Annotated in this window: 23 protein-coding genes; 17 read left to right on the forward strand and 6 right to left on the reverse strand. The window is 57.5% G+C overall.

Annotated features, from left to right (window positions below; genetic code table 11):
- The first annotated feature begins 24 nt into the window (after positions 1–24).
- Together AC5JQH_RS04060 and AC5JQH_RS04065 are read left to right on the forward strand one after the other, a co-directional pair.
- The gene (locus tag AC5JQH_RS04060; RefSeq protein ID WP_474545772.1) at positions 25–1,020 is read left to right on the forward strand and encodes a GlxA family transcriptional regulator; all 996 of its coding nucleotides are present in this window, start codon (positions 25–27) and stop codon (positions 1,018–1,020) included.
- A gap of 110 nt (positions 1,021–1,130) precedes the next feature.
- Complete coding sequence (locus tag AC5JQH_RS04065) at positions 1,131–1,295, forward strand: hypothetical protein (protein WP_014577861.1); 165 nt, start codon at positions 1,131–1,133, stop codon at positions 1,293–1,295.
- A 15-nt stretch (positions 1,296–1,310) separates the two neighbouring features.
- Here AC5JQH_RS04065 and AC5JQH_RS04070 read toward each other — a convergent pair whose 3' ends face one another.
- Positions 1,311–2,333 (reverse strand): CNNM domain-containing protein, encoded by a 1,023-nt coding sequence (locus tag AC5JQH_RS04070; protein WP_430415124.1) that lies wholly within the window; start codon positions 2,331–2,333, stop codon positions 1,311–1,313.
- Entirely contained in the window at positions 2,330–4,384 is a 2,055-nt protein-coding gene (locus AC5JQH_RS04075) for an NADPH-dependent 2,4-dienoyl-CoA reductase (protein ID WP_104269877.1), read from the reverse strand. Before AC5JQH_RS04075 ends, AC5JQH_RS04070 begins: the two co-directional genes overlap by 4 nt.
- A 353-nt stretch (positions 4,385–4,737) precedes the next feature.
- Here AC5JQH_RS04075 and AC5JQH_RS04080 point away from each other — a divergent pair, with 353 nt between their 5' ends.
- The 15 genes from AC5JQH_RS04080 to AC5JQH_RS04150 all read left to right on the forward strand — a co-directional run bounded on the left by AC5JQH_RS04080 (position 4,738) and on the right by AC5JQH_RS04150 (position 18,624).
- Complete coding sequence (locus tag AC5JQH_RS04080) at positions 4,738–7,539, forward strand: monovalent cation/H+ antiporter subunit A (protein ID WP_014577864.1); 2,802 nt, start codon at positions 4,738–4,740, stop codon at positions 7,537–7,539.
- The gene (locus AC5JQH_RS04085; RefSeq protein ID WP_014577865.1) at positions 7,539–7,907 is read left to right on the forward strand and encodes a Na+/H+ antiporter subunit C; all 369 of its coding nucleotides are present in this window, start codon (positions 7,539–7,541) and stop codon (positions 7,905–7,907) included. Before AC5JQH_RS04080 ends, AC5JQH_RS04085 begins: the two co-directional genes overlap by 1 nt.
- Positions 7,904–9,421: a monovalent cation/H+ antiporter subunit D gene (locus AC5JQH_RS04090; RefSeq protein WP_014577866.1), complete on the forward strand. Its 1,518-nt coding sequence runs from the start codon at positions 7,904–7,906 to the stop codon at positions 9,419–9,421. Before AC5JQH_RS04085 ends, AC5JQH_RS04090 begins: the two co-directional genes overlap by 4 nt.
- Entirely contained in the window at positions 9,421–9,909 is a 489-nt protein-coding gene (locus AC5JQH_RS04095) for a Na+/H+ antiporter subunit E (RefSeq protein WP_014577867.1), read from the forward strand. The genes AC5JQH_RS04090 and AC5JQH_RS04095 overlap by 1 nt, the downstream gene beginning before the upstream one ends.
- Entirely contained in the window at positions 9,906–10,175 is a 270-nt protein-coding gene (locus tag AC5JQH_RS04100; RefSeq protein ID WP_014577868.1) for a K+/H+ antiporter subunit F, read from the forward strand. The genes AC5JQH_RS04095 and AC5JQH_RS04100 overlap by 4 nt, the downstream gene beginning before the upstream one ends.
- 41 nt (positions 10,176–10,216) lie before the next feature.
- The gene (locus tag AC5JQH_RS04105) at positions 10,217–10,549 is read left to right on the forward strand and encodes a Na+/H+ antiporter subunit G (protein ID WP_014577869.1); all 333 of its coding nucleotides are present in this window, start codon (positions 10,217–10,219) and stop codon (positions 10,547–10,549) included.
- A gap of 115 nt (positions 10,550–10,664) precedes the next feature.
- Positions 10,665–12,974 carry a putative monovalent cation/H+ antiporter subunit A gene (locus AC5JQH_RS04110; protein ID WP_493791397.1) on the forward strand — a complete coding sequence of 770 codons (2,310 nt, stop codon included), beginning with the start codon at positions 10,665–10,667 and terminating at the stop codon, positions 12,972–12,974.
- Positions 12,971–13,396, forward strand: coding sequence for a Na+/H+ antiporter subunit B (locus tag AC5JQH_RS04115; protein WP_041645418.1), 426 nt, complete (start codon positions 12,971–12,973; stop codon positions 13,394–13,396). The genes AC5JQH_RS04110 and AC5JQH_RS04115 overlap by 4 nt, the downstream gene beginning before the upstream one ends.
- Positions 13,397–13,430: 34 nt before the next feature.
- Entirely contained in the window at positions 13,431–13,778 is a 348-nt protein-coding gene (locus AC5JQH_RS04120) for a Na+/H+ antiporter subunit C (protein ID WP_014577872.1), read from the forward strand.
- Positions 13,775–15,289, forward strand: a complete 1,515-nt coding sequence (locus tag AC5JQH_RS04125; protein WP_108017607.1) for a Na+/H+ antiporter subunit D — start codon at positions 13,775–13,777, stop codon at positions 15,287–15,289. Before AC5JQH_RS04120 ends, AC5JQH_RS04125 begins: the two co-directional genes overlap by 4 nt.
- The gene (locus AC5JQH_RS04130) at positions 15,286–15,759 is read left to right on the forward strand and encodes a Na+/H+ antiporter subunit E (RefSeq protein WP_014577874.1); all 474 of its coding nucleotides are present in this window, start codon (positions 15,286–15,288) and stop codon (positions 15,757–15,759) included. Before AC5JQH_RS04125 ends, AC5JQH_RS04130 begins: the two co-directional genes overlap by 4 nt.
- A gap of 9 nt (positions 15,760–15,768) precedes the next feature.
- Positions 15,769–16,041 (forward strand): MrpF/PhaF family protein, encoded by a 273-nt coding sequence (locus AC5JQH_RS04135; RefSeq protein ID WP_014577875.1) that lies wholly within the window; start codon positions 15,769–15,771, stop codon positions 16,039–16,041.
- Entirely contained in the window at positions 16,034–16,441 is a 408-nt protein-coding gene (gene mnhG, locus AC5JQH_RS04140) for a monovalent cation/H(+) antiporter subunit G (RefSeq protein ID WP_014577876.1), read from the forward strand. Before AC5JQH_RS04135 ends, mnhG begins: the two co-directional genes overlap by 8 nt.
- A gap of 70 nt (positions 16,442–16,511) precedes the next feature.
- Positions 16,512–16,793 (forward strand): pyrimidine/purine nucleoside phosphorylase, encoded by a 282-nt coding sequence (gene ppnP / locus AC5JQH_RS04145; RefSeq protein ID WP_014577877.1) that lies wholly within the window; start codon positions 16,512–16,514, stop codon positions 16,791–16,793.
- Between the two features lie 187 nt (positions 16,794–16,980).
- Complete coding sequence (locus tag AC5JQH_RS04150) at positions 16,981–18,624, forward strand: fatty acid--CoA ligase (RefSeq protein WP_493805324.1); 1,644 nt, start codon at positions 16,981–16,983, stop codon at positions 18,622–18,624.
- Between the two features lie 53 nt (positions 18,625–18,677).
- Here AC5JQH_RS04150 and AC5JQH_RS04155 read toward each other — a convergent pair whose 3' ends face one another.
- The 4 genes from AC5JQH_RS04155 to AC5JQH_RS04170 all read right to left on the reverse strand — a co-directional run bounded on the left by AC5JQH_RS04155 (position 18,678) and on the right by AC5JQH_RS04170 (position 21,680).
- On the reverse strand, positions 18,678–19,931 hold the full coding sequence (locus AC5JQH_RS04155; RefSeq protein WP_493805325.1) for a D-amino acid dehydrogenase: 1,254 nt from the start codon (positions 19,929–19,931) through the stop codon (positions 18,678–18,680).
- Positions 19,932–20,074: 143 nt separating this feature from the next.
- On the reverse strand, positions 20,075–20,431 hold the full coding sequence (locus AC5JQH_RS04160; protein WP_273045929.1) for a translation initiation factor Sui1: 357 nt from the start codon (positions 20,429–20,431) through the stop codon (positions 20,075–20,077).
- Between the two features lie 34 nt (positions 20,432–20,465).
- Positions 20,466–20,993 carry a DUF4136 domain-containing protein gene (locus AC5JQH_RS04165; RefSeq protein WP_169702224.1) on the reverse strand — a complete coding sequence of 176 codons (528 nt, stop codon included), beginning with the start codon at positions 20,991–20,993 and terminating at the stop codon, positions 20,466–20,468.
- 81 nt (positions 20,994–21,074) lie between these two features.
- The gene (locus AC5JQH_RS04170) at positions 21,075–21,680 is read right to left on the reverse strand and encodes a YigZ family protein (RefSeq protein WP_008173946.1); all 606 of its coding nucleotides are present in this window, start codon (positions 21,678–21,680) and stop codon (positions 21,075–21,077) included.
- Positions 21,681–21,684: the final 4 nt, after the last annotated feature.

Genomic DNA, 21,684 nt, shown 5'->3' on the forward strand with positions numbered 1-21,684 from the left:
AAGGTGGCCTAATTTGGAGAATGTATGCGAACGGTCTCTGTTATCGGTTTTGATGGCGCTTTAGCCAGCGCCATCACTGGCATTATTGATCTTTTCCGTCTTGCCGGCGTTACCTGGGCGCGGATTAACGATGAAGCGCCGACACCCCGGTTCACAACCCGGCTTCTGACGAAGGACGGAGCGCCCTGCCGCTGCATTAACGGACTGACTATTCAGCCAGACGGAGCCTGGAACGATTTGTTACCGGGTGGCGACGACAGCGATCTGGTGGTGATACCGACTATTGGTGGTCCTATCGAAGTCGTTCTGGCCGGGAATTCGGAGCTTATTGAATGGCTGAGCGAATTTCGGTCTTCAGACGCCGGGCAGGTGCGGGTAGCGAGTAACTGTACCGGTGCGTTCATGCTGGCCGAGGCGGGGCTGCTGGATGGTCGTCAGGCGACGACACATTGGGGCTTCAGCCATCAGTTCCGGCAGCGCTTTCCGGCGGTGAACCTTCAGCCTGACAAGCTGGTAACGGTGGACGGCGACATTGCCTGTGCCGGGGGCGGCATGGCCTGGTGGGATCTGGGGATTTACCTGGTGGAACGGTACGCGGGGGCTCAGGTGGCGCGGGAGCTGGCGAAGGCGTTTGTGATTGATGCGGGGAGGACCAGTCAGGCGCCTTATAGCGCCCTGCAGGCTCGCCGCTACCATTCTGATGCCGCCATTCTGAAGCTGCAGGACTGGCTGGACAGTCATTACAGCGAACCTGTTACGCTGCAACTCCTGGCTTCACTCAGCGGACTGACCGAGCGTTCTCTGATTCGCCGATTCAAGGCAGCCACTGGCGACACGCCCACCGGGTATCTGCAACTTCTACGGATTGAGGTGGCACGTCAGCATTTAGAGAAATCGCGGTTACCGATTGATGAAATCACTCAGTTGGTGGGCTACGAAGACGTGAGTTCGTTCACGCGTCTGTTCCGCAAACATACCGGGCTTTCACCGGGTGCTTACCGCTCTCGCTTTGTCAGGTAATGTCTGGTCGGCCCTGCCTGGCCCGGGTTATGCATCGGTTTCCAATGAGGGCCAATGTTCGGCCTGAAACGTAAAGAATACCGACAGGTGTCACTATGGGGAGGTCCGCCATGAATGCACCGATCAGACAAAGCCAGGCAGAGATTCTGAGCAGGCTGTACGACATGAAGCGCAAGCAGATCGAGCAGGCACTGCAGCAGGGAAACAGCCTTCGAAGTCAGGTACTTGAAGCTGAAGCCGAGGCGATTTCAAATGCCTTGAAAGCCGCCCGCTAACCAAAATAAACCCTCCTATCCGGAGCCATACTTCTTCAGACGCCGGCTCCAGCGCTGCTTCGCATACCGGCGGAGGTTCGAGACATTATCGGTTTCATCCATGATTTCCGTGCCCAAAAGTGTCTCCAGTATGTCCTCCAGCGTCACTATTCCCAGCCAGGTTCCCAATTCGTCATAGACGACGGCCAGGTGTTGCCGCTCTCGCAGCATGTCCGAGAACAGGAATTCGATGTTGGTGTTGCCTTTCACTCGCTTGATCTTGCGCATGTGATCGAGCAGGTCGACATCGGAATCGAGGTTGATCAGATCTGCCCGATGCAGGTACCCGAGCGCCTCGCCTTCCTCATCGATTACCGGGTATCGGGAGAACGGTGACTTTCTGACCTGCTCCCGGAACTCGTCGTAAGTGATGCCCGGATCAACGTATTTGCAGACCGTCCTTGGTGTCATCACAGAACTGACCTTGATCTCGTGGAATCGCAGGACGTTGTGAATCATGCGCCGTTCGTCTTCGTCCAGGGCCTGCTGATCCTTGCCGATCTCCGCCAGGGCGCTGATCTCCGCACGGATATCAACGTCGGCCTCACCAGACCCAATTCGGCGGGTGACCTGTTTGGACAACCAGATGAACGGCAGCAGCGCTTTGATCATGAACCCCAGAATAACTGGCAGCCGTGGCGCAATACTCCGCCAGTATTTGGCACCAATGGTTTTGGGAATAATTTCCGAGAATATCAGGATAGCCAGGGTCATTACCGCAGAGGCAATGCCGAGCCAGGCTTCCCCAAAAACCACAGTCACCTGGGCGCCAACGCCGGTGGCGCCCACGGTGTGGGCAACCGTGTTCAGTGTAAGGATTGCAGACAGCGGATCATCCACATCATCTTTCAGTTTTCGCAACCGGGCGAAAAGCTTCGGCTTCTCTTTTTTCAGTGAGGCGATGTAGCTCGGAGTCACCGAAAGCAAGGCCGCCTCTAGAATGGAGCATAAAAAGGAGAAGCCAATCGAGAGCACTGCGAAGGCAATTAGTAATGTCATAATTTAGCTGCGACTTCCGTTCCCTGCCGGATGGCCCGTTTGGCGTCCAGTTCTTCGGCGACGTCTGCACCGCCGATCAGATGCGCGGTCACCCCAGAGTCCGATAACTCGTCGAAAAGTTCCCGATAAGGTTCCTGGCCTGCACAAATAATCACATTGTCCACGGCCAACACCCGGCTCTCCGTGACCTTGCCATCTTTGTCGGTCAGGGAGATATGCAGCCCCTGGTCGTCAATCCGCTCATAGCGACAGCCCCTCAGCATCTCGACTTCACGGTGCTTCAGGCTGTTGCGGTGCACCCAACCCGACGTCTTGCCCAGACCGCCGCCGACCTTGCCGGTTTTTCGCTGCATCAGGTAAATCTTTCGGGGCGACGGTGTTGGCTGGCGCTCGGCCAAGCCTCCGGGGCCATCGAAGTCCGGGTTGACGCCCCATTCCGCCTGCCAGTCGGCAACGCTGACCTGCTCGCCTTCGGGATGGTGGCTGAAGTCGTGCGTCAGGAACTCGCTGACATCGAAGCCTATACCGCCGGCACCAATAACCGCCACAGTCGCACCAACCGGTTTGTTGTGACGGAGCACATCGAGGTATCCGAGCACCTTGGGATGATCGATGCCTTCAATTGCCGGTGTTCTCGGCTTCACGCCAGTGGCGATCACCACATCATCAAAGCCCTGGGCCTTGAGTGAGTCCGCGTCCACGCGCGTGCCCAGCTTCAGGTCGATCTCCAACAGCTCTATCTGGCGCTGGTAATAACGAAGGGTTTCGTAGAATTCTTCCTTGCCCGGGATGCGTTTGGCGTAGTTGAACTGACCGCCAATCCGATCGTCTGCGTCGAAAAGGGTCACCTTGTGGCCCCGTTTCGCGGCGGTGGTCGCTGCTGCCAGCCCCGCAGGTCCGGCCCCCACCACTGCGACCCGGCGCACAACCGGCGCTACCGTCAACACCAGCTCGGTTTCGTGGCAGGCCCTCGGGTTTACAAGGCACGATGCCCGCTTGGCCTGGAAGGCATGGTCAAGACACGCCTGGTTGCAGGCAATGCAGGTGTTGATTTCGTCACTGCGCCCCTGCTCGGCTTTGCGAACAAACTCGCTGTCCGCCAACAGAGGCCGGGCCATCGACACCATATCCGCCTTTCCGGCGGCGAGAATCTCTTCTCCTTTTTCGGGGGTGTTGATGCGGTTGGTGGTACACACCGGGATATCCACTTCGCCATAGAACTTGGCGGTGACATCGGCGAAGCCGCCCCGGGGAACCGAGGTAACGATGGTGGGCACACGGGCTTCATGCCAGCCAATCCCGGTATTGATGATGGTGGCTCCTGCCCGCTCAATGGCCTTGCCCAGCGTCACGATCTGATCCCAGGTCTGGCCACCCTCGACCAGGTCCAGCATGGACAACCGGTAGATAATGATAAATTCAGGCCCAACAGCCTCGCGCATACGGCGGACAATCTCCACGGGCAGGCGCATACGGTTCTCGTAAGGGCCACCCCACTTGTCCGTTCTCTTGTTGGTCCGCTCACACAAAAACTGGTTGATGAAATAGCCTTCGGAGCCCATCACCTCGACGCCATCATAACCCGCAAATTTGGCGAGCTTCGCGGCACTGACGAAATCGTTGATCTGACGTTCAACTCCTTTCGAGGAAAGGGCGCGGGCCTTGAACGGGCTGATCGGCGCTTTGGTTGCCGACGCCGAGACAATCAGAGGCTGGTAGCCATAACGCCCTGCGTGCAGGATCTGCATACAGATCTTACCGCCTGCCTCATGCACCGCGCCGGTCACATGACGATGCAAAAGAGCCGTTGCCCGGTTGTTCATGGTCGAGGCAAGCGGGGCCAGCTGCCCAACCAGATTGGGCGAGAAACCGCCCGTCACCATGAGCCCCACGCCACCTTCTGCGCGCTCGGCAAAGTACCGCGCAAACTTGTGGATGTTCCAGAACCGATCTTCCAGGCCCGTGTGCATGGACCCCATCAGCACTCGGTTCTTAAGTTCAGTGAAGCCGAGATCCAGGGGTTTCAGAAGGTTGGGATAGGTGTCGCTCATGGGACTCTCTCAATAAATATTTATCGCGAGTATACACTTGATCAATGGCAAGTTGACTTGACCTTCCAGACGGGGCACGTATCATCGGCAATCAAGTTTCATTGACGGAGCAACCATGACCGCAAGGTCCTTCGGCTGCACAAGAGTTACCCGCCCACCTGTTACCGCTGACATCGCGCGGCACCGGGGACGTCTTCCGTACTTCCCGGACCCGCCTGCCTTCTGCTGATCCACCCCACCCGCCATGCCGTAAAGGGATCGTTGCCCGATGTGCAGGGTGGCCGGCCGGAGACTAGACTCAGGCAAACATGCCTTCAATACTCACGTAAAAGAAAACCAATAACGAGGTTGCGATGTCGCTACCGCTGGTTGTTTTACTGCCTTTTCTGGGTGCCATAGCCGCACCCCTGTTCGCCCAGGGCGGCAGAACGGCGATTGCCGTTGCATCTTCTGTACCCGCGTTGATCGCACTCGCAGCCCTTTTCCCCCATTGGGAAACCCTTGCTGACGGCGGCGTTGTGCTGCACAGCTACGAATGGCTCCCCGCGCTCGGCCTCTCCTTCAGTTTTCGTCTGGACGGGCTGTCCCTGCTGTTCGCTCTGCTGATCCTGATCATCGGGCTGCTGATCATTCTTTACGCCCGCTATTACCTGAAAGCCCATGAAAACGTCGGCAAGTTCTACGCCCTGCTGCTGTGCTTCAAGGGATCGATGCTCGGCATCGTGCTCTCAAGCAACCTCCTCCTGATGATGATTTTCTGGGAACTGACCAGCCTGACCTCGTTCCTGCTGATCAGTTTCTGGACCCATAAACAGGACGCCCGCCGTGGCGCCCGGATGGCACTCGCGGTAACCGGCGGCGGCGGCCTTGCACTGCTCGCCGGCATCCTGATCATCGGCAACATTGTTGGCAGCTTCGAGCTTGATGACGTGCTGGCAGCCGGAGACCAGATAAAGGCTCATGCCATGTATCCGGTCGCCCTGACCCTGGTTCTGCTGGGCGCGTTCACCAAATCGGCCCAGTTCCCGTTCCATTTCTGGCTGCCTCACGCCATGCAGGCACCGACACCGGTATCTGCCTACCTGCACTCGGCTACCATGGTCAAAGCCGGCATCTTTCTCATGGCCCGGCTGTATCCGGCCCTGGCAGGTACTGAACAGTGGTTCTACATGGTCAGCTTTACCGGCATGGCCACCCTGCTCATTGGTGCCTATGTGGCCATGTTCAAGCACGACCTGAAAGGCCTGCTTGCCCACTCGACGGTCAGTCACCTGGGTCTGATCACCCTGCTGTTCGGCATGGGCACCCAGCTTGCCGCCGTGGCTGCGGTGTTCCACGTCATCAACCACGCCACGTTCAAAGCCTCCCTGTTTATGGCCGCCGGTATCATCGACCATGAAACCGGCACCCGGGACATGCGGCGCATCAATGGCCTTTGGCGTTACATGCCGCACACCGCAACCCTGGCCATGGTGGCCGCCTCATCGATGGCAGGCGTACCACTGCTGAACGGCTTCCTGAGCAAGGAGATGTTCTTTGCCGAATCCCTGGAGCTGAACCTGCCGGGGCTCTGGGCCTGGCTACCTCCGATCGTTGCCACGCTCGCGGGTATTTTCGCTGTGGCGTACTCTGCACGCTTTGTCCACGATGTGTTCTTCAACGGCAAGCCCGTCGATCTTCCGATCTACCCACCGCATGAGCCTCCGCGCTACATGAAGTTTCCGGTGGAGATCCTGGTATTTGCCTGCATCATGGTCGGCGTGTTCCCTGCTGTTTCCGTGGGCCCGTTGCTCCAGATCGCAGCGTCCGCCACGCTTGGCGGCGATGTGCCGGACTACACGCTTTCTGTTTATCACGGCTTCAACCTGCCGCTGGTCATGAGCTTTGTCGCTTTCTTCGGCGGACTGTTGATGTACAGCCAGCGTCAGCGCTTCTTCGACTTCCACGCCCGGTTCAAGGAAATTGATGAGAAGGCGGTATTCGAAGCGGTGGTGCTGCGGGTTGTCGATCTCGCCAACAGATTTACCACGCGCATCGAAAATGGCTCGCTTCAGCGATACGCCATGCTTCTTCTGGTAAGCGCTATCGCGGTCGCAGCCATGCCGCTTCTCGGGCTTGGCATTTTTGTCGGCGAAAACGGACTGAGCCCGGTGGATTTACCAACAGGGATCGCGGCCGTTCTGTTGATCTTCTGTGCTCTGACAACGGCCATCCTGCACCGTCAAAGGTTCTATGCCCTTGTTTTGCTGAGCGTCGTCGGTCTGATCGTGGCTCTGGCTTTCGCCCGTTTCTCAGCACCAGATCTGGCAATGACACAACTTTCCGTTGAGGTCGTGACCATTGTTCTCCTGATGCTGGCAATCTTTTACATGCCTGCATGGACGCCCATCGAGACACCACTGAAACGCCGGTTGCGGGATATTGCCATTGCGGCGGTAGCCGGCATTGGCATGACGCTGGTCACACTGGCGATGCTGACCCAACCGTTCAGTTCGATTTCTGATTTCTTCCTAGAAAACAGCAAAACCGGCGGCGGCGGCACCAATGTGGTCAACGTGATCCTGGTGGACTTCCGGGGCTTCGATACCCTGGGTGAGATTACCGTTCTTGCCATTGCTGCCCTTGGCATCTACGCCATGCTGAAGGACACGGCCCTGACGCCGCCTCCCAGCGACGGCGAGGGACATGCATGGACGCGGGATTCCCACCCGCTGATGCTGAGGTTGATTGCCCGGCCCATGCTGCCACTGGCACTGATGGTATCCGCCTTCATTTTCCTGCGGGGTCACAATTTGCCCGGGGGCGGCTTTATCGCCGGCCTGGTGACTTCGGTTGCCCTTATTCTCCAGTACATTGCCAGCGGTATGGACTGGACCGAAGACCGAATCACTGTCCGTTACCACAACGTGATCGGCCTTGGCCTGCTCTTCGCAACAGTTGCCGGCGCCGGAAGCCTCGCCTTTGGCTATCCGTTCCTGACCTCCACGTTCGATTACATAACCTGGCCTGTGGTTGGCAAATTCGAGGTCGCGTCTGCACTGATTTTTGATCTGGGCGTCTATCTCACTGTGATCGGCGCTACCTTGCTTGCGCTGGTCAGTATCGGCCGGATATCTCCCCACTCCGCCATAAAGAGTAAAAAGGAGGGTGCATAATGGAGCTTGTTTTTGCGCTGGTCATTGGTGCCCTGACGGCATCCGGCGTTTATCTGATTCTGCGGGCTCGCACCTTTCCTGTCGTGGTGGGACTGACCATGCTGTCCTACGGGGTGAATCTCTTTCTCTTCTCCAGCGGTCGCCTGGCGACCGGCCAGCAACCGGTCCTCGGAACGGCTGCGAGCTATTCCGACCCGCTGCCACAGGCACTGGTACTGACTGCTATCGTGATTGGTTTCGCCATGACCGCGTTCGTTGTCGTCCTGTCACTGCGCAACCTGGCGGACAACGAGGACGACCACGTGGATGGTAAACAGCCCTACAAATCGCCTGCTCCGGAACAGGAAGAGGAGGTAAACGGTAAATGAACCACTGGCTTACCGCTCCTGTTCTGATTCCGCTGCTAGGCGGCATTCTTCAGGCTTTCATGGGCTATGCACCCATCAGTCTTCGCCGCACCCTGGCACTGGCTACAACCGTTTTGATGCTGGTTTCCGCCATCGTGCTTCTGGTACTGGCAGACGACGGCAGCTATCGCATCTATGCGTTCGGCAACTGGCAGCCACCGTTCGGGATCGTACTGGTCCTCGACCGTCTCGCAGCACTTATGCTGGTCATGACGGCCGTGCTGGCCCTGTTCTGTCACATCTATTCTATCGGCGGTGCCGACGAGGGCAACCGCCAGTTCCATGCACTTTTCCTGTTCCAGCTGATGGGGCTGAACATCGCCTTCCTGACCGGTGACCTGTTCAACCTGTTTGTTGCCTTCGAGGTGCTGCTCATTGCCTCCTACGGGTTGCTGATGCATGGCGGTGGCACGGTAAGGACCGTTCCGGGCCTGCACTATGTCGTGCTGAACCTGATAGGCTCCGCCGTGTTCCTTATCAGTGTTGGCATGATCTACAGCGTCACCGGCACCCTCAATATGGCAGACCTGGCCGTCAAGATTCCGCAGGTGTCCGGGGAAGGTCTGAACATCGTTAAAGCCGGCGGCATGATGTTGCTGGTGGTGTTCGGTCTCAAGGCCGCGATTCTACCCCTATGCTTCTGGTTACCCCGTGCCTACTCCAAAGCCACGGCGCCCGTGGCCGCGCTGTTTGCGGTGATGACCAAGGTTGGCATATACGCCATTCTGCGGGTGTATCTGCTGATCTTCGGCGACGACGCCGGCGAACTCGCCAATCTGGGCATGGACTGGCTGTTCCCCATTGCCCTGGCCACCCTCGCCATGGGGGTTATTGGTGCGCTGGGGTCCGGCAGCCTGAAAACCCTGGTCGCCTGGCAGGTCATCATTTCCGTGGGCACTTTGCTGGCACCGATTTCGCTCGGGTCCGAAGCCGGTCTGTCTGCTGCCCTGTTCTATCTCTTGAGCACCACCTGGACGGTTGGCGGCCTGTTCCTGGTATCGGAGCTGGTGGCCAACCAGAGGGGCTCGGCCAAGGATCGCATCGTTACCGCCCCCAAAATGCAGAACCGGACTTTCCTGAGCGTGCTGTTCCTGGTCGGAGCCGTAGCAGCAGCTGGCCTTCCGCCATTGAGTGGCTTTTTCGGCAAGGTATTGATTCTGCAATCTGTTCAGTCGGGAACCGAAATGGCATGGCTCTGGTCAGTACTTCTGATCGGCAGTTTCCTGACCGTCATCGCGTACAGCCGCGCCGGCAGTATCGTTTTCTGGCGCACGGTGGATGGTCATCTGGAAAAGCCAGATCCGCTCAACGGCCGGATTTCTGTCGCAGCCGGTGCCCTGACTGCATTGGCAGTGGTGATTGTTGTGCTGGCTGGCCCGATTACCCGCTACACCGATGCCACGGCCGAACAGTTGCACAACAAGGATGCCTATATTGAGATCCTGCAAACCAAGATGGTCAGGGAGGACAGCTGATGCTTGATCGCCTGAGTTTTCCCCAGCCCTGGCTGAGCCTAACCCTTTTTATCACCTGGCAGTTTCTGAGTGACGGAATAAGCGGGGGCAGTGCGGTACTGGGCCTGATCCTGGCATGGGCAATACCCCAGATAACCCAGGGCTTCTGGCCGGATCCGCCGGCATTCATCAAAGCCTGGAGAGTGCCCGCCTACCTCCTGCGCGTTGTCTGGGATATTGTTATCGCGAGTGTTGAAGTGGCACGGCTCATCCTCAGCCCGAGGCCGGCACGTCCTGCATTTGTCTGTTATCCCCTGGAGCTGGAGCACCCCCTGGCCATCACAATTCTGGCCAGCACTATCTCGTTGACGCCCGGCACTGTGAGCGCTGACGTCAGCGATGACAACAAGCTGCTGCTGATTCACGCGCTTGACGCCGAGGACGACCAGACAGTTATCGATACGATCAAAACCCGCTACGAGAAGCCTCTGCTGGAGATGTTCCAATGATAGCCATCGCCCTCTACATCACCATTGCCATGGTCACTGTGGCGGCGCTTCTGAATGTATACCGTCTGATCAAGGGACCGGATGCACCCGATAGAGTGCTGGCACTCGACACGCTCTATATCAACGCCATTGCCTTGATTATTCTGCTCGGCCTCACACTCGGAACACGCATGTACCTTGAGGCGGCTCTTCTGATTGCTGTCATGGGCTTTGTTGGAACCGTCGCCATGGCCAAATATCTGAAGCGGGGCAGCGTCATTGAGTAAGCCCACACCCGGCACACAAATGCTCCTGGAGGAAACATCCGATGAATCCCTACGCTGAATTCGCCATCTGCCTGCTTTTGATCATCGGGGGCGCATTTACCCTGATCGGCGCTATTGGCCTGGCTCGCCTACCGGACTTCTTTACTCGCCTTCATGGCCCTACCAAAGCAACCACGGTTGGAGTGGGCGCCATCGTCATCAGCTCTGTGATCTACTTCAGCACACTTGGACAGGGCATCGGTATTGAGGAATTCCTGATCACGGCCTTTCTGTTCATGACGGCCCCTGTGAGTGCCAACTTCCTGGCAAAAGCTGCCATGCATTTGAAGGTTAACACCACAGAAAACACCCGGGGCCATCCCTGGGACCAGTAATTCAATCGACAAGTCCAAGAACTTTTTGTGAGAAGGAATCGTATTAAATACTGATTATAAAAACCGCCGTTAACTGCAGGACGTTTTAACTTGGGTCTTAAAGGAGCACCCTTGAATGATGTTACTGGCTGTGCTTTCGGGCTTTTTGCTGGCTGTGGCGGTTCCCGCGCTCTATCGCGTGGCAGGTAAACACATTGGCTGGGTGCTGGCCCTTCTCCCCGCATTGCTCACGGCCTATTTTGTCAGCCTCATCCCGGCGGTCAGCGGCGGTGAAACTCTTGTGATTCGTAACCAGTGGATGCCCGGACTCGGCGTCTCGCTGGATTTCATGGTTGATGGCCTGGCACTGGTCTTCGCGCTTCTGATCAGCGGTATCGGAACCTTTATCCTGATCTATGCCGGTTCCTACCTCCAGGGCCACAAGGATCTCGGCCGATTCTACGTCATCATGCTGTCGTTCATGGCGTCGATGCTTGGGCTGGTATTATCCGATAACCTCATCACTTTTTTCGTGTTCTGGGAACTGACCAGCATCACGTCCTACATGCTGATCGGCTTCAACCATGAAGATGCAGAAGCCAGGAAATGCGCCCTGCAGGGGCTCTTCGTCACAGCGGGGGGCGGCCTGGTACTGATGGCTGGTCTGATTCTCCTGATCTTCATCACCGGTAGCTATTCGTTCTCCGAGATACTGGCATCCGATCTGGCCATTCACGACCATGGTTACTACACCGCCGCGGCGGTTTGCATACTCATCGGAGCTTTCACCAAGTCTGCGCAGGTACCATTTCACTTCTGGTTACCCAATGCCATGGCTGCGCCCACCCCCGTTTCTGCCTACCTGCACTCGGCGACCATGGTCAAGGCCGGCGTCTATCTGCTGGCGCGCCTGAATTCATCCATGGACGGGGATGGACTGTGGAGCAACTCCCTGATGTTTTTCGGCGCTGCGACCATGCTCACTGGCGCCTACCTGGCCTTCAGTAGCACCGGCATCAAGAAGGTGCTGGCATACTCGACCGTCATGGCGCTGGGCACCCTCACCATGCTCATCGGGATCGGCACGGAAAAGGCGATCATCGCTTTCGTTTGCGTTCTGGTGGCGCACTCGCTGTATAAGGGTGCCCTGTTCATGCTGGCGGGCGCACTGGACCACGAAACAGGCACCAAAGACATCACGAAAATGGGCGGGCTCTGGCGCAGCATGCCCAGGACCGCGGTTATCACCGGGCTGGCTGCATTGTCGCTGGCAGGGCTTCCGCCACTCTTCGGCTTCGTTGCCAAGGAATTGATGTTCGAGTCGGTTATCAACTCGCCGGTGTGGCCATGGGGGCTCCTGACAGCAGCTGTCGCTTCGTCGATTCTGGTCGTGGCCGTAGCGGGACTGCTTTTCCTGAAGCCGTTCTTCGGTCCCGTTCGCACCACTCCAAAACAGCCCCACGACGCGCCCGTCGCCATGTTGATTGGCCCGGCCGTATTGACCCTTCTGGCGCTGATTTTTGGCGTGGCGCCATTTGTGCCCGCAATCTTCGTATTGGATGCCACAGTCTCATCCGTCTATGGCACTGGGGTGACGACGGCTCTGGCCCTGTGGCACGGAGTGAATGTTCCATTGATGCTGTCTGGCGCCAGCCTCCTCGCAGGCTCCCTGCTTTTCATAACCTGGCAGCGACTGCATCCGACGCTTTATGCCGTCAACACGGCCGCCAGCCGCTTTGGTCCGGAGGCGGGCTATTTCCGATTCATGCTCGGGATCACCCAGGTTGCAAGCTGGCAAACCCGAGTGCTGCAGAACGGGGTTCTGGGCATCTATCTGCTGATCCTCGTTCTGGTCACTTTCGGTCTGACAGGCTACACGCTGTTCACCCGCCACGGTTTCCAGCTGGATTTCGATTTCAGCAATGGCTACTTCTACGAGTTTGGCATCGCTCTTCTTATTGTCGCAGCCACCGTGTTTGCCAGTGTCACCCGGTCCCGGCTGGGTTCCGTTGCGTCAGTCGGCGTGCTGGGTTTCGGGGTGGCCCTGATATTCATTCATTTCAGCGCGCCGGATCTTGGCATCACTCAGCTCCTCGTGGAGACCCTGACTGTGATACTGCTGGTCCTGGTGCTCTTCAAACTGCCGCCTTTCGTCAACCTCTCATCGCCGTGGGAACGTTATCGGGACCTGTCCGTGGCTATCTTTGCCGGCGCGACCATGACCCTGCTGATGCTTGCGGTGCTGGATATCCAGTACTTCGACAGTATTTCCAGCTATTACATTGAAAACAGTTATGGCCTGGCCTTCGGCAAAAACATCGTCAATGTAATTCTGGTGGATTTCAGGCAGCTGGACACCCTGGGGGAAATCTTTGTTCTGGGCCTTGCGGCGATGGGGGTTTACTCGATGGTCAAACTCAGGGCGGAGGACCAGCACAAGCCATGAAAACCAATACGCTCATACTCCACACCGCCGCTCTCGCGATTATGCCGCTACAACTGATGTTTTCGGTGTTCCTGCTTTTGCGCGGGCACGACGAACCCGGTGGCGGTTTTATCGGTGGACTGGTGGCGGCAAGTGCGTTTGTGCTCTATGCCTTCGCGTTTGGCGCCGAATCAACCCGCAAGCTGCTGCGTGTCAGCCCCCGGGATATTCTGGCGGCCGGGTTGCTCTTCGGTCTCGCCTCAACAATCCCTGCCTTCTGGACTGGCCAGGCCATGCTTACCGCACTCTGGTGGGAGGTTCCACTCCCCGGTGAAGGCTACCTGAAACTATCAACCGTTCTGATTTTCGACATTGGCGTGTACCTGGCCGTACTGGGCACGCTGATGACCTTTGTGATCAGCCTGATGGAGTCGGACGAATGAACCGTGCATTCATTGCCAGGGAGAGGGCTCAGTTATGGAAACCTTGATGGCCTATGTCGTTGGGCTGCTGTTTACAGCCAGCATATACATGATGCTGCGCCGCTCTATCGTCAAACTCGTCATTGGCCTGATCATTCTGAGCAACGCGGCCAACCTTCTGATTTTCGTGGTCGCGGGTTTGACCCGGGGCGCACCACCGCTGATTCCCGAGGGGGCGAGTGAAGTCGTTGGAGCAGTGGCCGATCCGCTGCCGCAAGCCCTTATTCTCACCGCCATTGTGATTGCTTTCAGCGTCCTGGCGTTCGCCGTGGTTCTGATCCGTCGTGCCTACGAAGTGGTTGGAACCGATGACCTGGACAAGATGAAGGATACGGATACTTGAACCCGGAACTCGTTCTCCCGATCCTGATACCCCTGACAGCCGGAGCTCTGTCCCTGGCATTCTGGCGCTCCATCACGCTTCAGCGGGTCCTTGCAGTTGTTGCCACCGGGCTGTTGCTGGCAGCCGGCATCTGGCTCATGAGTTCAACCATTGAGCAGGGCTTCCTGGTGGTTGAAATGGGCAGTTGGCCTGCGCCCTTCAGCATCGTGCTGGTGTCCGATGTTCTTGGCGCCATCATGATTGTGCTAACCGGCATTATCGGCCTTGCCATCGCAATCTATTCGCTGGCCTCAACACCGAAAGGTCATGAAAAATTCGGTTATTACCCCCTGATGCACCTGCTGCTCGCCGGCGTAGCCGGAGCCTTTCTGACTGGCGATATATTCAACCTGTTCGTCTGGTTCGAGGTGATGCTGCTCGCATCGTTTGCCCTCCTGACCCTGGGCGGGGAGCGAGCCCAGATGGAAGGCGCCATCAAGTACGTGACCCTGAACCTGTTCTCGTCGGCCATTTTTCTCTCCGCCGTGGGCCTGCTCTACGGGATGGTGGGCACCCTGAACATGGCGGACATCGCACAGAAACTGAACAGCGTCGAAGACCCTGGCATGGTGACGGTGGTCTCGCTGATGTTCATGGTATCGTTCGGCATCAAGGCGGCGGCGTTCCCCCTGTTTTTCTGGCTCCCTGCCTCCTATCACACGCCGCAAGTCGCCGTCTCAGCGCTGTTTGCAGGGCTCCTGACCAAGGTAGGGGTTTACGCACTCTATCGGGTGTTTACGCTGATCTTCACGCAGGACGTCGCCTACACACACACCATATTACTCTGGGCCGCGGCCCTGACAATGCTGACCGGCGTTCTCGGCGCGGCGGCGCAGTTCGAATTCCGGCGAATCCTTTCTTTCCACATTGTCAGCCAGATCGGCTACATGCTGCTCGGGCTGGCGTTATTCACGCCTCTGGCCCTGATTGGCGGCGTGTTTTACATCATGCACCACATCATTGTGAAGACGAATCTGTTCCTGGTGAGCGGCATCACCTACCGTCTGCTTGGGAGCTATGAGCTGAAGAACCTGGGCGGTGTTTACCGTCAGCGCCCGTACCTCGCTCTGTTGTTTTTGATTCCGGCGCTCTCGCTCGCCGGTATTCCGCCTTTGTCCGGTTTTTTCGCCAAGTTCATTGTGGTGAAAGCCAGCCTGGAAGCCAGTGAATACATGATCTCCGCCATCGCTCTGCTGGTTGGCTTGCTGACCCTGTACTCAATGATCAAGATCTGGGCGGAAGTCTTCTGGAAAAAGGTTCCCGACCATGTGACCGATGTCGGCAGGCTCAACGGCGAGATAAAAAATACGCACAACTGGGCCTACTATGTGCCGGTGGTCGGGCTTGCGGCTTGCACGCTCATTATTGGCCTGTACGGGCAGCCAATTTACGTTCTGGCCGAGACGGCCGCAGACCAGTTGATGAACCCGCAGCTATACATAGAAGCGGTTCTTGGAGGGACGCCGAAATGATTGGCCTGTTCTGGAACCTGCTGCTTGCAATCGCCTGGGTGGTTCTCAGTGGCAGCGTCACTGCCATGAACCTGCTGGCCGGCTTCTGTTTTGGCTACATCGCGCTCATGGTTCTGCAAAACCAGGTGCCCGCGTTGAAGGGCTACTCCCGGAGAATTCCGAGATTAATCGCCTTCCTGGCCTTTTTCCTGAAAGAGCTGGTGAAATCCAACCTGAGGGTTGCCTATGATGTCGCCACGCCGGTTTGGCACATGAAGCCCGGTGTGATCGCATTTCCGCTACAGGCACGTACCGATATGGAGATCATGTTCGTCAGTAGTGTGATCTCACTGACACCGGGGACCCTCAGCCTGGATGTTTCCGATGATCGACGGGTGCTGTTTATCCACGCCATGTTTCTTCAGGACGAGGAACAGCTCAGAAATGACCTGAGAGAACTGGAACACCGAATCCTCAAGGTTATGCGCTAGGAGCCCACCATGCTTGGAATCGCCATTAATATTGTGTATCTCATGCTGTCCCTGGCGTTACTTTTTGCCTTCATCCGTTTAACCCGGGGCCCTTCCCTGGCGGACCGCGTGGTTGCACTTGAGCTGATTGCTTCCGTGGTGGTTGGCTACGTTGGGGTTCACGCCATTGATACCGGTGTCTCCAGTTTTCTTGATGTGGCGATCGTGATATCCCTCACCGCTTTCCTCGCGGCAATAGGGTTCGCCAGGTTCCTGGAGCGTGGAGGCGTCAAGGATGAGTGAAATTTTCGTTTCCATCCTGTTGCTGGCGGGGGCCTCATTCATGGTGCTTGCGGCCATCGGCATCGTAAGGCTGCCAGACCTGCCAACACGCATGCACGCATCCACCAAAGCAGGCGCGATGGGCGCGATACTCACGATGGCCGGGGTAGCACTGCACTTTTCAGACAGCGCGGTCGCGGCAAGGGCAATCGCCTTCATCGTGTTTATCCTGTTGACCGCTCCGATCGCTGCTCATGTCATCGGGCGGGCAGGTTACTTCACCGGAATTTCGCTCTGGAGCGGTACCACCAAGGACGAACTGCGGGAACGATACGATCCGGACACCCACAAGCTTTACAGCGGACTTGAAACCAAAACAGACCGAGCAGTGCCCGACAATAACAAGGACGGCTCAGGCTGATTATTTTGTCATTGGAAGTGCACGAAATTTCCGTATAGTAGGCTGCCCACATCATTCGAGGAGCCAGCATATGCTGCAAGTAAATGAATATTTCGAAGGCCAGGCCAAGTCCATTTCCTTCCAGACCTCGACTCTGCCAGCCACCGTTGGCGTGATCAGCCCGGGCGAGTACGAGTTTGGTACCAGCAAGAAAGAAACCATGACCGTCATCAGCGGCGCCCTCACTGTGCTGCTCCCCGGCATGGAAGAGTGGATGACCTACGGTGCCGGCGAGAGTTTTGACGTAGCGGGTCAGGCCAGCTTCAAGGCAAAGACCGACATCGACACGGCTTACCTCTGCACCTACGAGTAATTCCGCACCTACGAGTAATATCGCTGCCCCTGAGGGGCGCGTCCGCAGAGCGAAACGGATTTCGCACCTAAGCCACCGTTCGCTCTGCATTTTTTCACCCTTTTCGGTTCCTGTTTCAGCCAATCTGTGTCAGATTTATTCCTGTTTCTCGCGATAACACCAACAACTGGGAAAGAGGACACACGTAATGGCACAGACACGCATTCTACCCCCGGCTGAAAACGCCTATGAGTACCCGCTGCTGATCAAACGACTCCTGCTCTCGGGCCCCAGGTACAATCCAGACCAGGAAATTGTCTACTCCAACCGCAGCAAGTACACCTATACGGATCTCGTCGAACGCATTCACCGCCTGGCAAACGCATTGACCGATGCCGGCGTGAAACCGGGCGATACCGTTGCGGTCATGGACTGGGATACCCCCCGGTACCTGGAGTGCTTCTTTGCCATTCCGATGATTGGCGCCATTCTGCACACCGTCAACATCCGGTTGTCGCCGGACCAGATCGTTTACACCATGAACCACGCCGAAGACGATGTGGTTCTGGTTCACGACGACTTCCTCCCGATCATTGAGGCGGTCAAAGACGAGATCAAAACGGTCAAGACCTGGATTCAGCTCACCGACAGCAATACCGCACAACAGGCACCTGTTGAGGCTGTCGGGGAGTATGAGGACCTTCTCGCCAGGGCCAATGACAAGTTCGACTTCCCCGATTTCGACGAAAACAGTGTAGCGACCACCTTCTACACCACGGGCACCACTGGCAATCCCAAAGGCGTCTACTTCAGCCACCGCCAGCTGGTACTGCACACGCTGGCCATGACGGGCACCGTGGCGTCATTCGACGAGATGCCGCTGATGCGTTCCTCGTCGGTCTACATGCCAGTGACGCCCATGTTCCACGTGCATGCCTGGGGCGTGCCCTATGCCGCCACCATGATGGGCATCAAACAGGTATATCCGGGCCGCTATGAGCCGGAGCTGCTGGTGGATCTGCTCAAGGAACACAAAGTGACTTTCTCTCACTGCGTGCCCACCATCATGCAGATGATGATGGCCACTGAATCCATCAAGACGGCCGACCTGAGCAACTGGCACGTCTTGATCGGCGGCAGCGCACTCACCAAAGGGCTTTGCGACGCCGGGGCCAAGCTCGGCATCAAACTTTACACCGCCTACGGCATGTCTGAGACCTGTCCGCTGCTCTGCGCGTCGCACCTTAAACCTGAAGACCTGGAACTGCCTCTTGAGCAGCAAACTGCGATCCGGGTGAAGACCGGTATTGCGACGCCCATGGTTGAGCTGGAAATTGTGGACCCCGAAGGCAAGCCGGTCCCCCACGATGGCGAGGCCAAGGGAGAGATCGTGGCCCGCGCGCCATGGCTGACTCAGGGTTACTTCAAGGAGCCCGAGAAAGGCGAACAGCTCTGGGAAGGTGGCTGGCTTCACACCGGCGACGTGGCTTCCATGGAGCCGGACAACACCATCACCATCAAGGATCGCATCAAGGACGTGATCAAGACCGGTGGTGAATGGCTGTCTTCACTGGACCTGGAGAACCTGATCAGCCAGCATTCTGCTGTCGCCGGTGCTGCGGTGGTTGGCGTGCCCGATGAGAAATGGGGCGAACGGCCGCACGCTCTGGTCACCCTGAAGCCGGGCGAGCAAGCCAGTGCCGAGGATATCCAGAACCACCTGAAGCAGTTTGTGGAAAGCGGCGAGATCAATAAATGGGCGATCCCGGAGCATATTGATTTCGTGGAAGATATTCCGAAGACCAGTGTTGGCAAGATCAACAAGAAACTGATTCGGGATCAGTTGCAGTAATCAGTGAGGCGTTTGGAAAGGGGCCAGATGACACACCTCATCTGGCCCCTTTTTTATAGGCCGGAAAACGTAAAATCCACCTCAGGCTTGCGGCCGTCAATAATGTCCGCAAGGGCCGCGGCGGAACCACAGGAATGGGTCCATCCAAGGGTGCCGTGTCCGGTATTCAGGTAGAGGTTGGCGAAGTGGCTTTTTCCGATGTACGGCACGTTGGAGGGCGTCGCAGGCCGTAAACCGGTCCAGAACTCCGCCTGATCCCAGTAACCTGCTTCGGGCATGACTTCCGCTGTGCGGCGCACGATAGCGCGGCAGCGGGTATAGTTCAGTTTCCGGCTGTAGCCATTCAGTTCGGCCGTGCCCGCCACGCGCATGCGATCACCCAGGCGGGAATAAACCAGCTTGTACTCGTCGTCAGTGAGACTGACATTGAACGCCGCCTCCTCGTTCTTCACCGGTACCGTAATCGAATAGCCTTTAGCCGGATAGATGTTGAGGACAATACCTAGCTGACTGGCAAGCGCCGCGCTGAAGCTGCCCATGCTCAGCACGTAGGCATCCGCGCGCAGCGTCTCATGATGGCCGTCCCGAAGGGTCTGGATCCCAAGTACCCGCTCGCCGGCGCGTTCGAAGCTCAGGATTTCAGTGCCGTACCGGAACTCTACGCCGGCCTCCGCGCAGCGTTTTGCAAGGTTCTGGGTAAACATCCGGGCATCACCGGATTCGTCTTCCGAGGTGTAGGTTGCCCCGGCAATCCGGTTGCGGATCGGCTTGAGAGCCGGCTCCAGCTCTACCGCCCGGTCTGCATCGATAATCTGACGGTCACACCCCAGATCCTGCATGATCCGGGTCGGCTCCATGGCACCGTCAAACTCTGCAGGATTGGTGTAGAAGTGCAGGATACCCTTCTCGAGATGGTTGTACTCGATGCCCGCTTCCTTACGCAGAGCCTGCAACTGGCTGCGGCTGTAGGTGCCGAGATTTACCATCTGGCGGATGTTGTGGGCAGCCCGGGCCGAGGTGCACTGCCCCAGAAAAGAGAGCGCCCAGCGCCACTGGGCGGGATCCAGTCTTGGCCGGAACAGCAGGGGCGCGTCGGGCTGGAACAGCCATTTCATGACTTTCAGAGGGGCGGACGGGTTGGCCCAAGGCTCCGCATGGGAAACGGAGATCTGACCTCCGTTGGCATAACTGGTTTCCAGGCCGGCCTGGTTCTGGCGATCAACCACAGTTACCTGGTGCCCCTGCTTCTGCAGATACCAGGCCGTGGTAGTGCCCACAACGCCTGCGCCCATAACCAGTATATGCATGCTTGCCTCCGGTCGAACAGAATCCGCCATCCAACAGCATAATTGCGGGGATTTCTGGCAAGATTCCGGTACGTATGAAACTCGGGATTTGTTAACGCGGGCTCTATTGTAACGTGAGCGTGGGGGATTTGCGTGTTATACCATCAGCCACCGGCGCGCTTCACCGTCCACCCCTTCTGCTCAAGCAGCGGAACCAGAAGATCCCGCTGGTCGCCCTGGATTTCGACCACACCATCTTTTACCGTACCACCGGTGCCGCATTTGGCTTTCAACATCTTGGCATAGGCTTTCAGTTCTTTGTCGTCCAGTGGAATGCCGGTAATCAGGGTGACACCCTTACCCTTGCGGCCCTTGGTCTCCCGGCTCACTCTGACAATGCCATCCCCGGCAGGCCGTGATGATGTATCGCAGGTACATTCATTCACGGGGTTACGGCAATCCGGGCACATACGCCCCTGCTCGGTCGAAAAAACCAGACCGCCCTCAGATCGCTTCTTCATTCTGTCTCCGTGCTATTCCTGTCTTGTAACGCCTTCAATCGAGACCGGGAGGATACTTGGTAAACATTTCGGCCACGACCTCGTCGATCAGTTCTCTTCGGGTCTCGGGTGACTGGTTTTCATTGAGATAGCGCCGACTGGCGGCGCGCCAGACAACTTCTTTCGACTTGCTGTCTGCCAGTTCTACAACCAGCTTTCCCTCTTCAATTTCACGTACCGGTGGCGGCGCAGACAGGGCCCAGCCGAAATTCCCGCTACCAAAACCAAATCCGAGTCCCAGCCCCGTCTGCTCAAGGCGCTCCTCGGGCACGATCTGCCAGCTTACCAGCAAGTCGGCCTCTGCTTCAGGGACCTGTTTCAGCGCTTTGCGATTCAGCTCTCGCTCGACGGCACTGCGCACCCGAGTGCCGTCGAGTGAGGTAAAGGAAGACGAATCGGTGCCACCGGCAAACGCCCAGGAGGAATAATTACCGAAAACCACGGAAGAGTTGTAGTCGGTCACCACGTTGCTGGCACAACCGGTCATGGCCAGTGCAACAACCGCTAACATCAGAAAACGCATCATGATTCCTGTCCTCGATTGAGACTCAGATTTACGAACAGTATACGCCTCGCAGACGCACAACGATGCCCCCGGGATCCGTCACCTTTCTAAACTGTAATCCAGTTTATGGGCATCGCAGAAGGCTCCGAATGCCTCGACCTGATCCTCGGGGACCAGAACACCAGCCCGTACCGAGGCCCCGTAATCCACCGATTCCACCGATGCCCCGTTCATCTCACACCAGTGCCGCAGCGGTTGCTCGTCAGCAAAAGACAGGAGCACCAGCACGTCCACCATGGGCTTCTGGACCACCCGATCAACAGCCGACAGCACGCTCTCTGCAGCTCCGGCATAGGCTCGCACCAGGCCACCGGCGCCCAGTTTGATGCCACCAAAGTAACGGACCACCATCACCAGCACATCTCCCATATCCTTGTGCTGAATCACGTTGAGAATCGGCTTTCCGGCCGTTCCGGACGGTTCACCATCATCGTTCATACCAGCTTCGGCGGCAGAACCGGGACGCCCGATCTGGTAGGCCCAGCAGATATGCCGGGCGTCCGGGTGGTCCTGGTGGGCCTGTTCCAGCCAGTCCTTCACCTCCTCCCGCGAACTCACCGGGGCTACCCGGGCAATGAACCGGCTTTTCTTCACTTCCGTTTCACGCTCAAGGTATCCTGCCGGAACGGGGTAATCTTTTTTCATGGAC

Source organism: Marinobacter sp. H13, assembly GCF_059072335.1.

What these genes read in the sequence shown, in the direction of transcription:
- AC5JQH_RS04060 (WP_474545772.1), top strand. Translation starts at nt 25, where the DNA reads ATGCGAACGGTCTCTGTTATCGGTTTTGATGGCGCTTTAGCCAGCGCC.
- AC5JQH_RS04065 (WP_014577861.1), top strand. Translation starts at nt 1,131, where the DNA reads ATGAATGCACCGATCAGACAAAGCCAGGCAGAGATTCTGAGCAGGCTG.
- AC5JQH_RS04070 (WP_430415124.1), bottom strand. Translation starts at nt 2,333, where the DNA reads ATGACATTACTAATTGCCTTCGCAGTGCTCTCGATTGGCTTCTCCTTT.
- AC5JQH_RS04075 (WP_104269877.1), bottom strand. Translation starts at nt 4,384, where the DNA reads ATGAGCGACACCTATCCCAACCTTCTGAAACCCCTGGATCTCGGCTTC.
- AC5JQH_RS04080 (WP_014577864.1), top strand. Translation starts at nt 4,738, where the DNA reads ATGTCGCTACCGCTGGTTGTTTTACTGCCTTTTCTGGGTGCCATAGCC.
- AC5JQH_RS04085 (WP_014577865.1), top strand. Translation starts at nt 7,539, where the DNA reads ATGGAGCTTGTTTTTGCGCTGGTCATTGGTGCCCTGACGGCATCCGGC.
- AC5JQH_RS04090 (WP_014577866.1), top strand. Translation starts at nt 7,904, where the DNA reads ATGAACCACTGGCTTACCGCTCCTGTTCTGATTCCGCTGCTAGGCGGC.
- AC5JQH_RS04095 (WP_014577867.1), top strand. Translation starts at nt 9,421, where the DNA reads ATGCTTGATCGCCTGAGTTTTCCCCAGCCCTGGCTGAGCCTAACCCTT.
- AC5JQH_RS04100 (WP_014577868.1), top strand. Translation starts at nt 9,906, where the DNA reads ATGATAGCCATCGCCCTCTACATCACCATTGCCATGGTCACTGTGGCG.
- AC5JQH_RS04105 (WP_014577869.1), top strand. Translation starts at nt 10,217, where the DNA reads ATGAATCCCTACGCTGAATTCGCCATCTGCCTGCTTTTGATCATCGGG.
- AC5JQH_RS04110 (WP_493791397.1), top strand. Translation starts at nt 10,665, where the DNA reads ATGATGTTACTGGCTGTGCTTTCGGGCTTTTTGCTGGCTGTGGCGGTT.
- AC5JQH_RS04115 (WP_041645418.1), top strand. Translation starts at nt 12,971, where the DNA reads ATGAAAACCAATACGCTCATACTCCACACCGCCGCTCTCGCGATTATG.
- AC5JQH_RS04120 (WP_014577872.1), top strand. Translation starts at nt 13,431, where the DNA reads ATGGAAACCTTGATGGCCTATGTCGTTGGGCTGCTGTTTACAGCCAGC.
- AC5JQH_RS04130 (WP_014577874.1), top strand. Translation starts at nt 15,286, where the DNA reads ATGATTGGCCTGTTCTGGAACCTGCTGCTTGCAATCGCCTGGGTGGTT.
- AC5JQH_RS04135 (WP_014577875.1), top strand. Translation starts at nt 15,769, where the DNA reads ATGCTTGGAATCGCCATTAATATTGTGTATCTCATGCTGTCCCTGGCG.
- mnhG (WP_014577876.1), top strand. Translation starts at nt 16,034, where the DNA reads ATGAGTGAAATTTTCGTTTCCATCCTGTTGCTGGCGGGGGCCTCATTC.
- ppnP (WP_014577877.1), top strand. Translation starts at nt 16,512, where the DNA reads ATGCTGCAAGTAAATGAATATTTCGAAGGCCAGGCCAAGTCCATTTCC.
- AC5JQH_RS04150 (WP_493805324.1), top strand. Translation starts at nt 16,981, where the DNA reads ATGGCACAGACACGCATTCTACCCCCGGCTGAAAACGCCTATGAGTAC.
- AC5JQH_RS04155 (WP_493805325.1), bottom strand. Translation starts at nt 19,931, where the DNA reads ATGCATATACTGGTTATGGGCGCAGGCGTTGTGGGCACTACCACGGCC.
- AC5JQH_RS04160 (WP_273045929.1), bottom strand. Translation starts at nt 20,431, where the DNA reads ATGAAGAAGCGATCTGAGGGCGGTCTGGTTTTTTCGACCGAGCAGGGG.
- AC5JQH_RS04165 (WP_169702224.1), bottom strand. Translation starts at nt 20,993, where the DNA reads ATGCGTTTTCTGATGTTAGCGGTTGTTGCACTGGCCATGACCGGTTGT.
- AC5JQH_RS04170 (WP_008173946.1), bottom strand. Translation starts at nt 21,680, where the DNA reads ATGAAAAAAGATTACCCCGTTCCGGCAGGATACCTTGAGCGTGAAACG.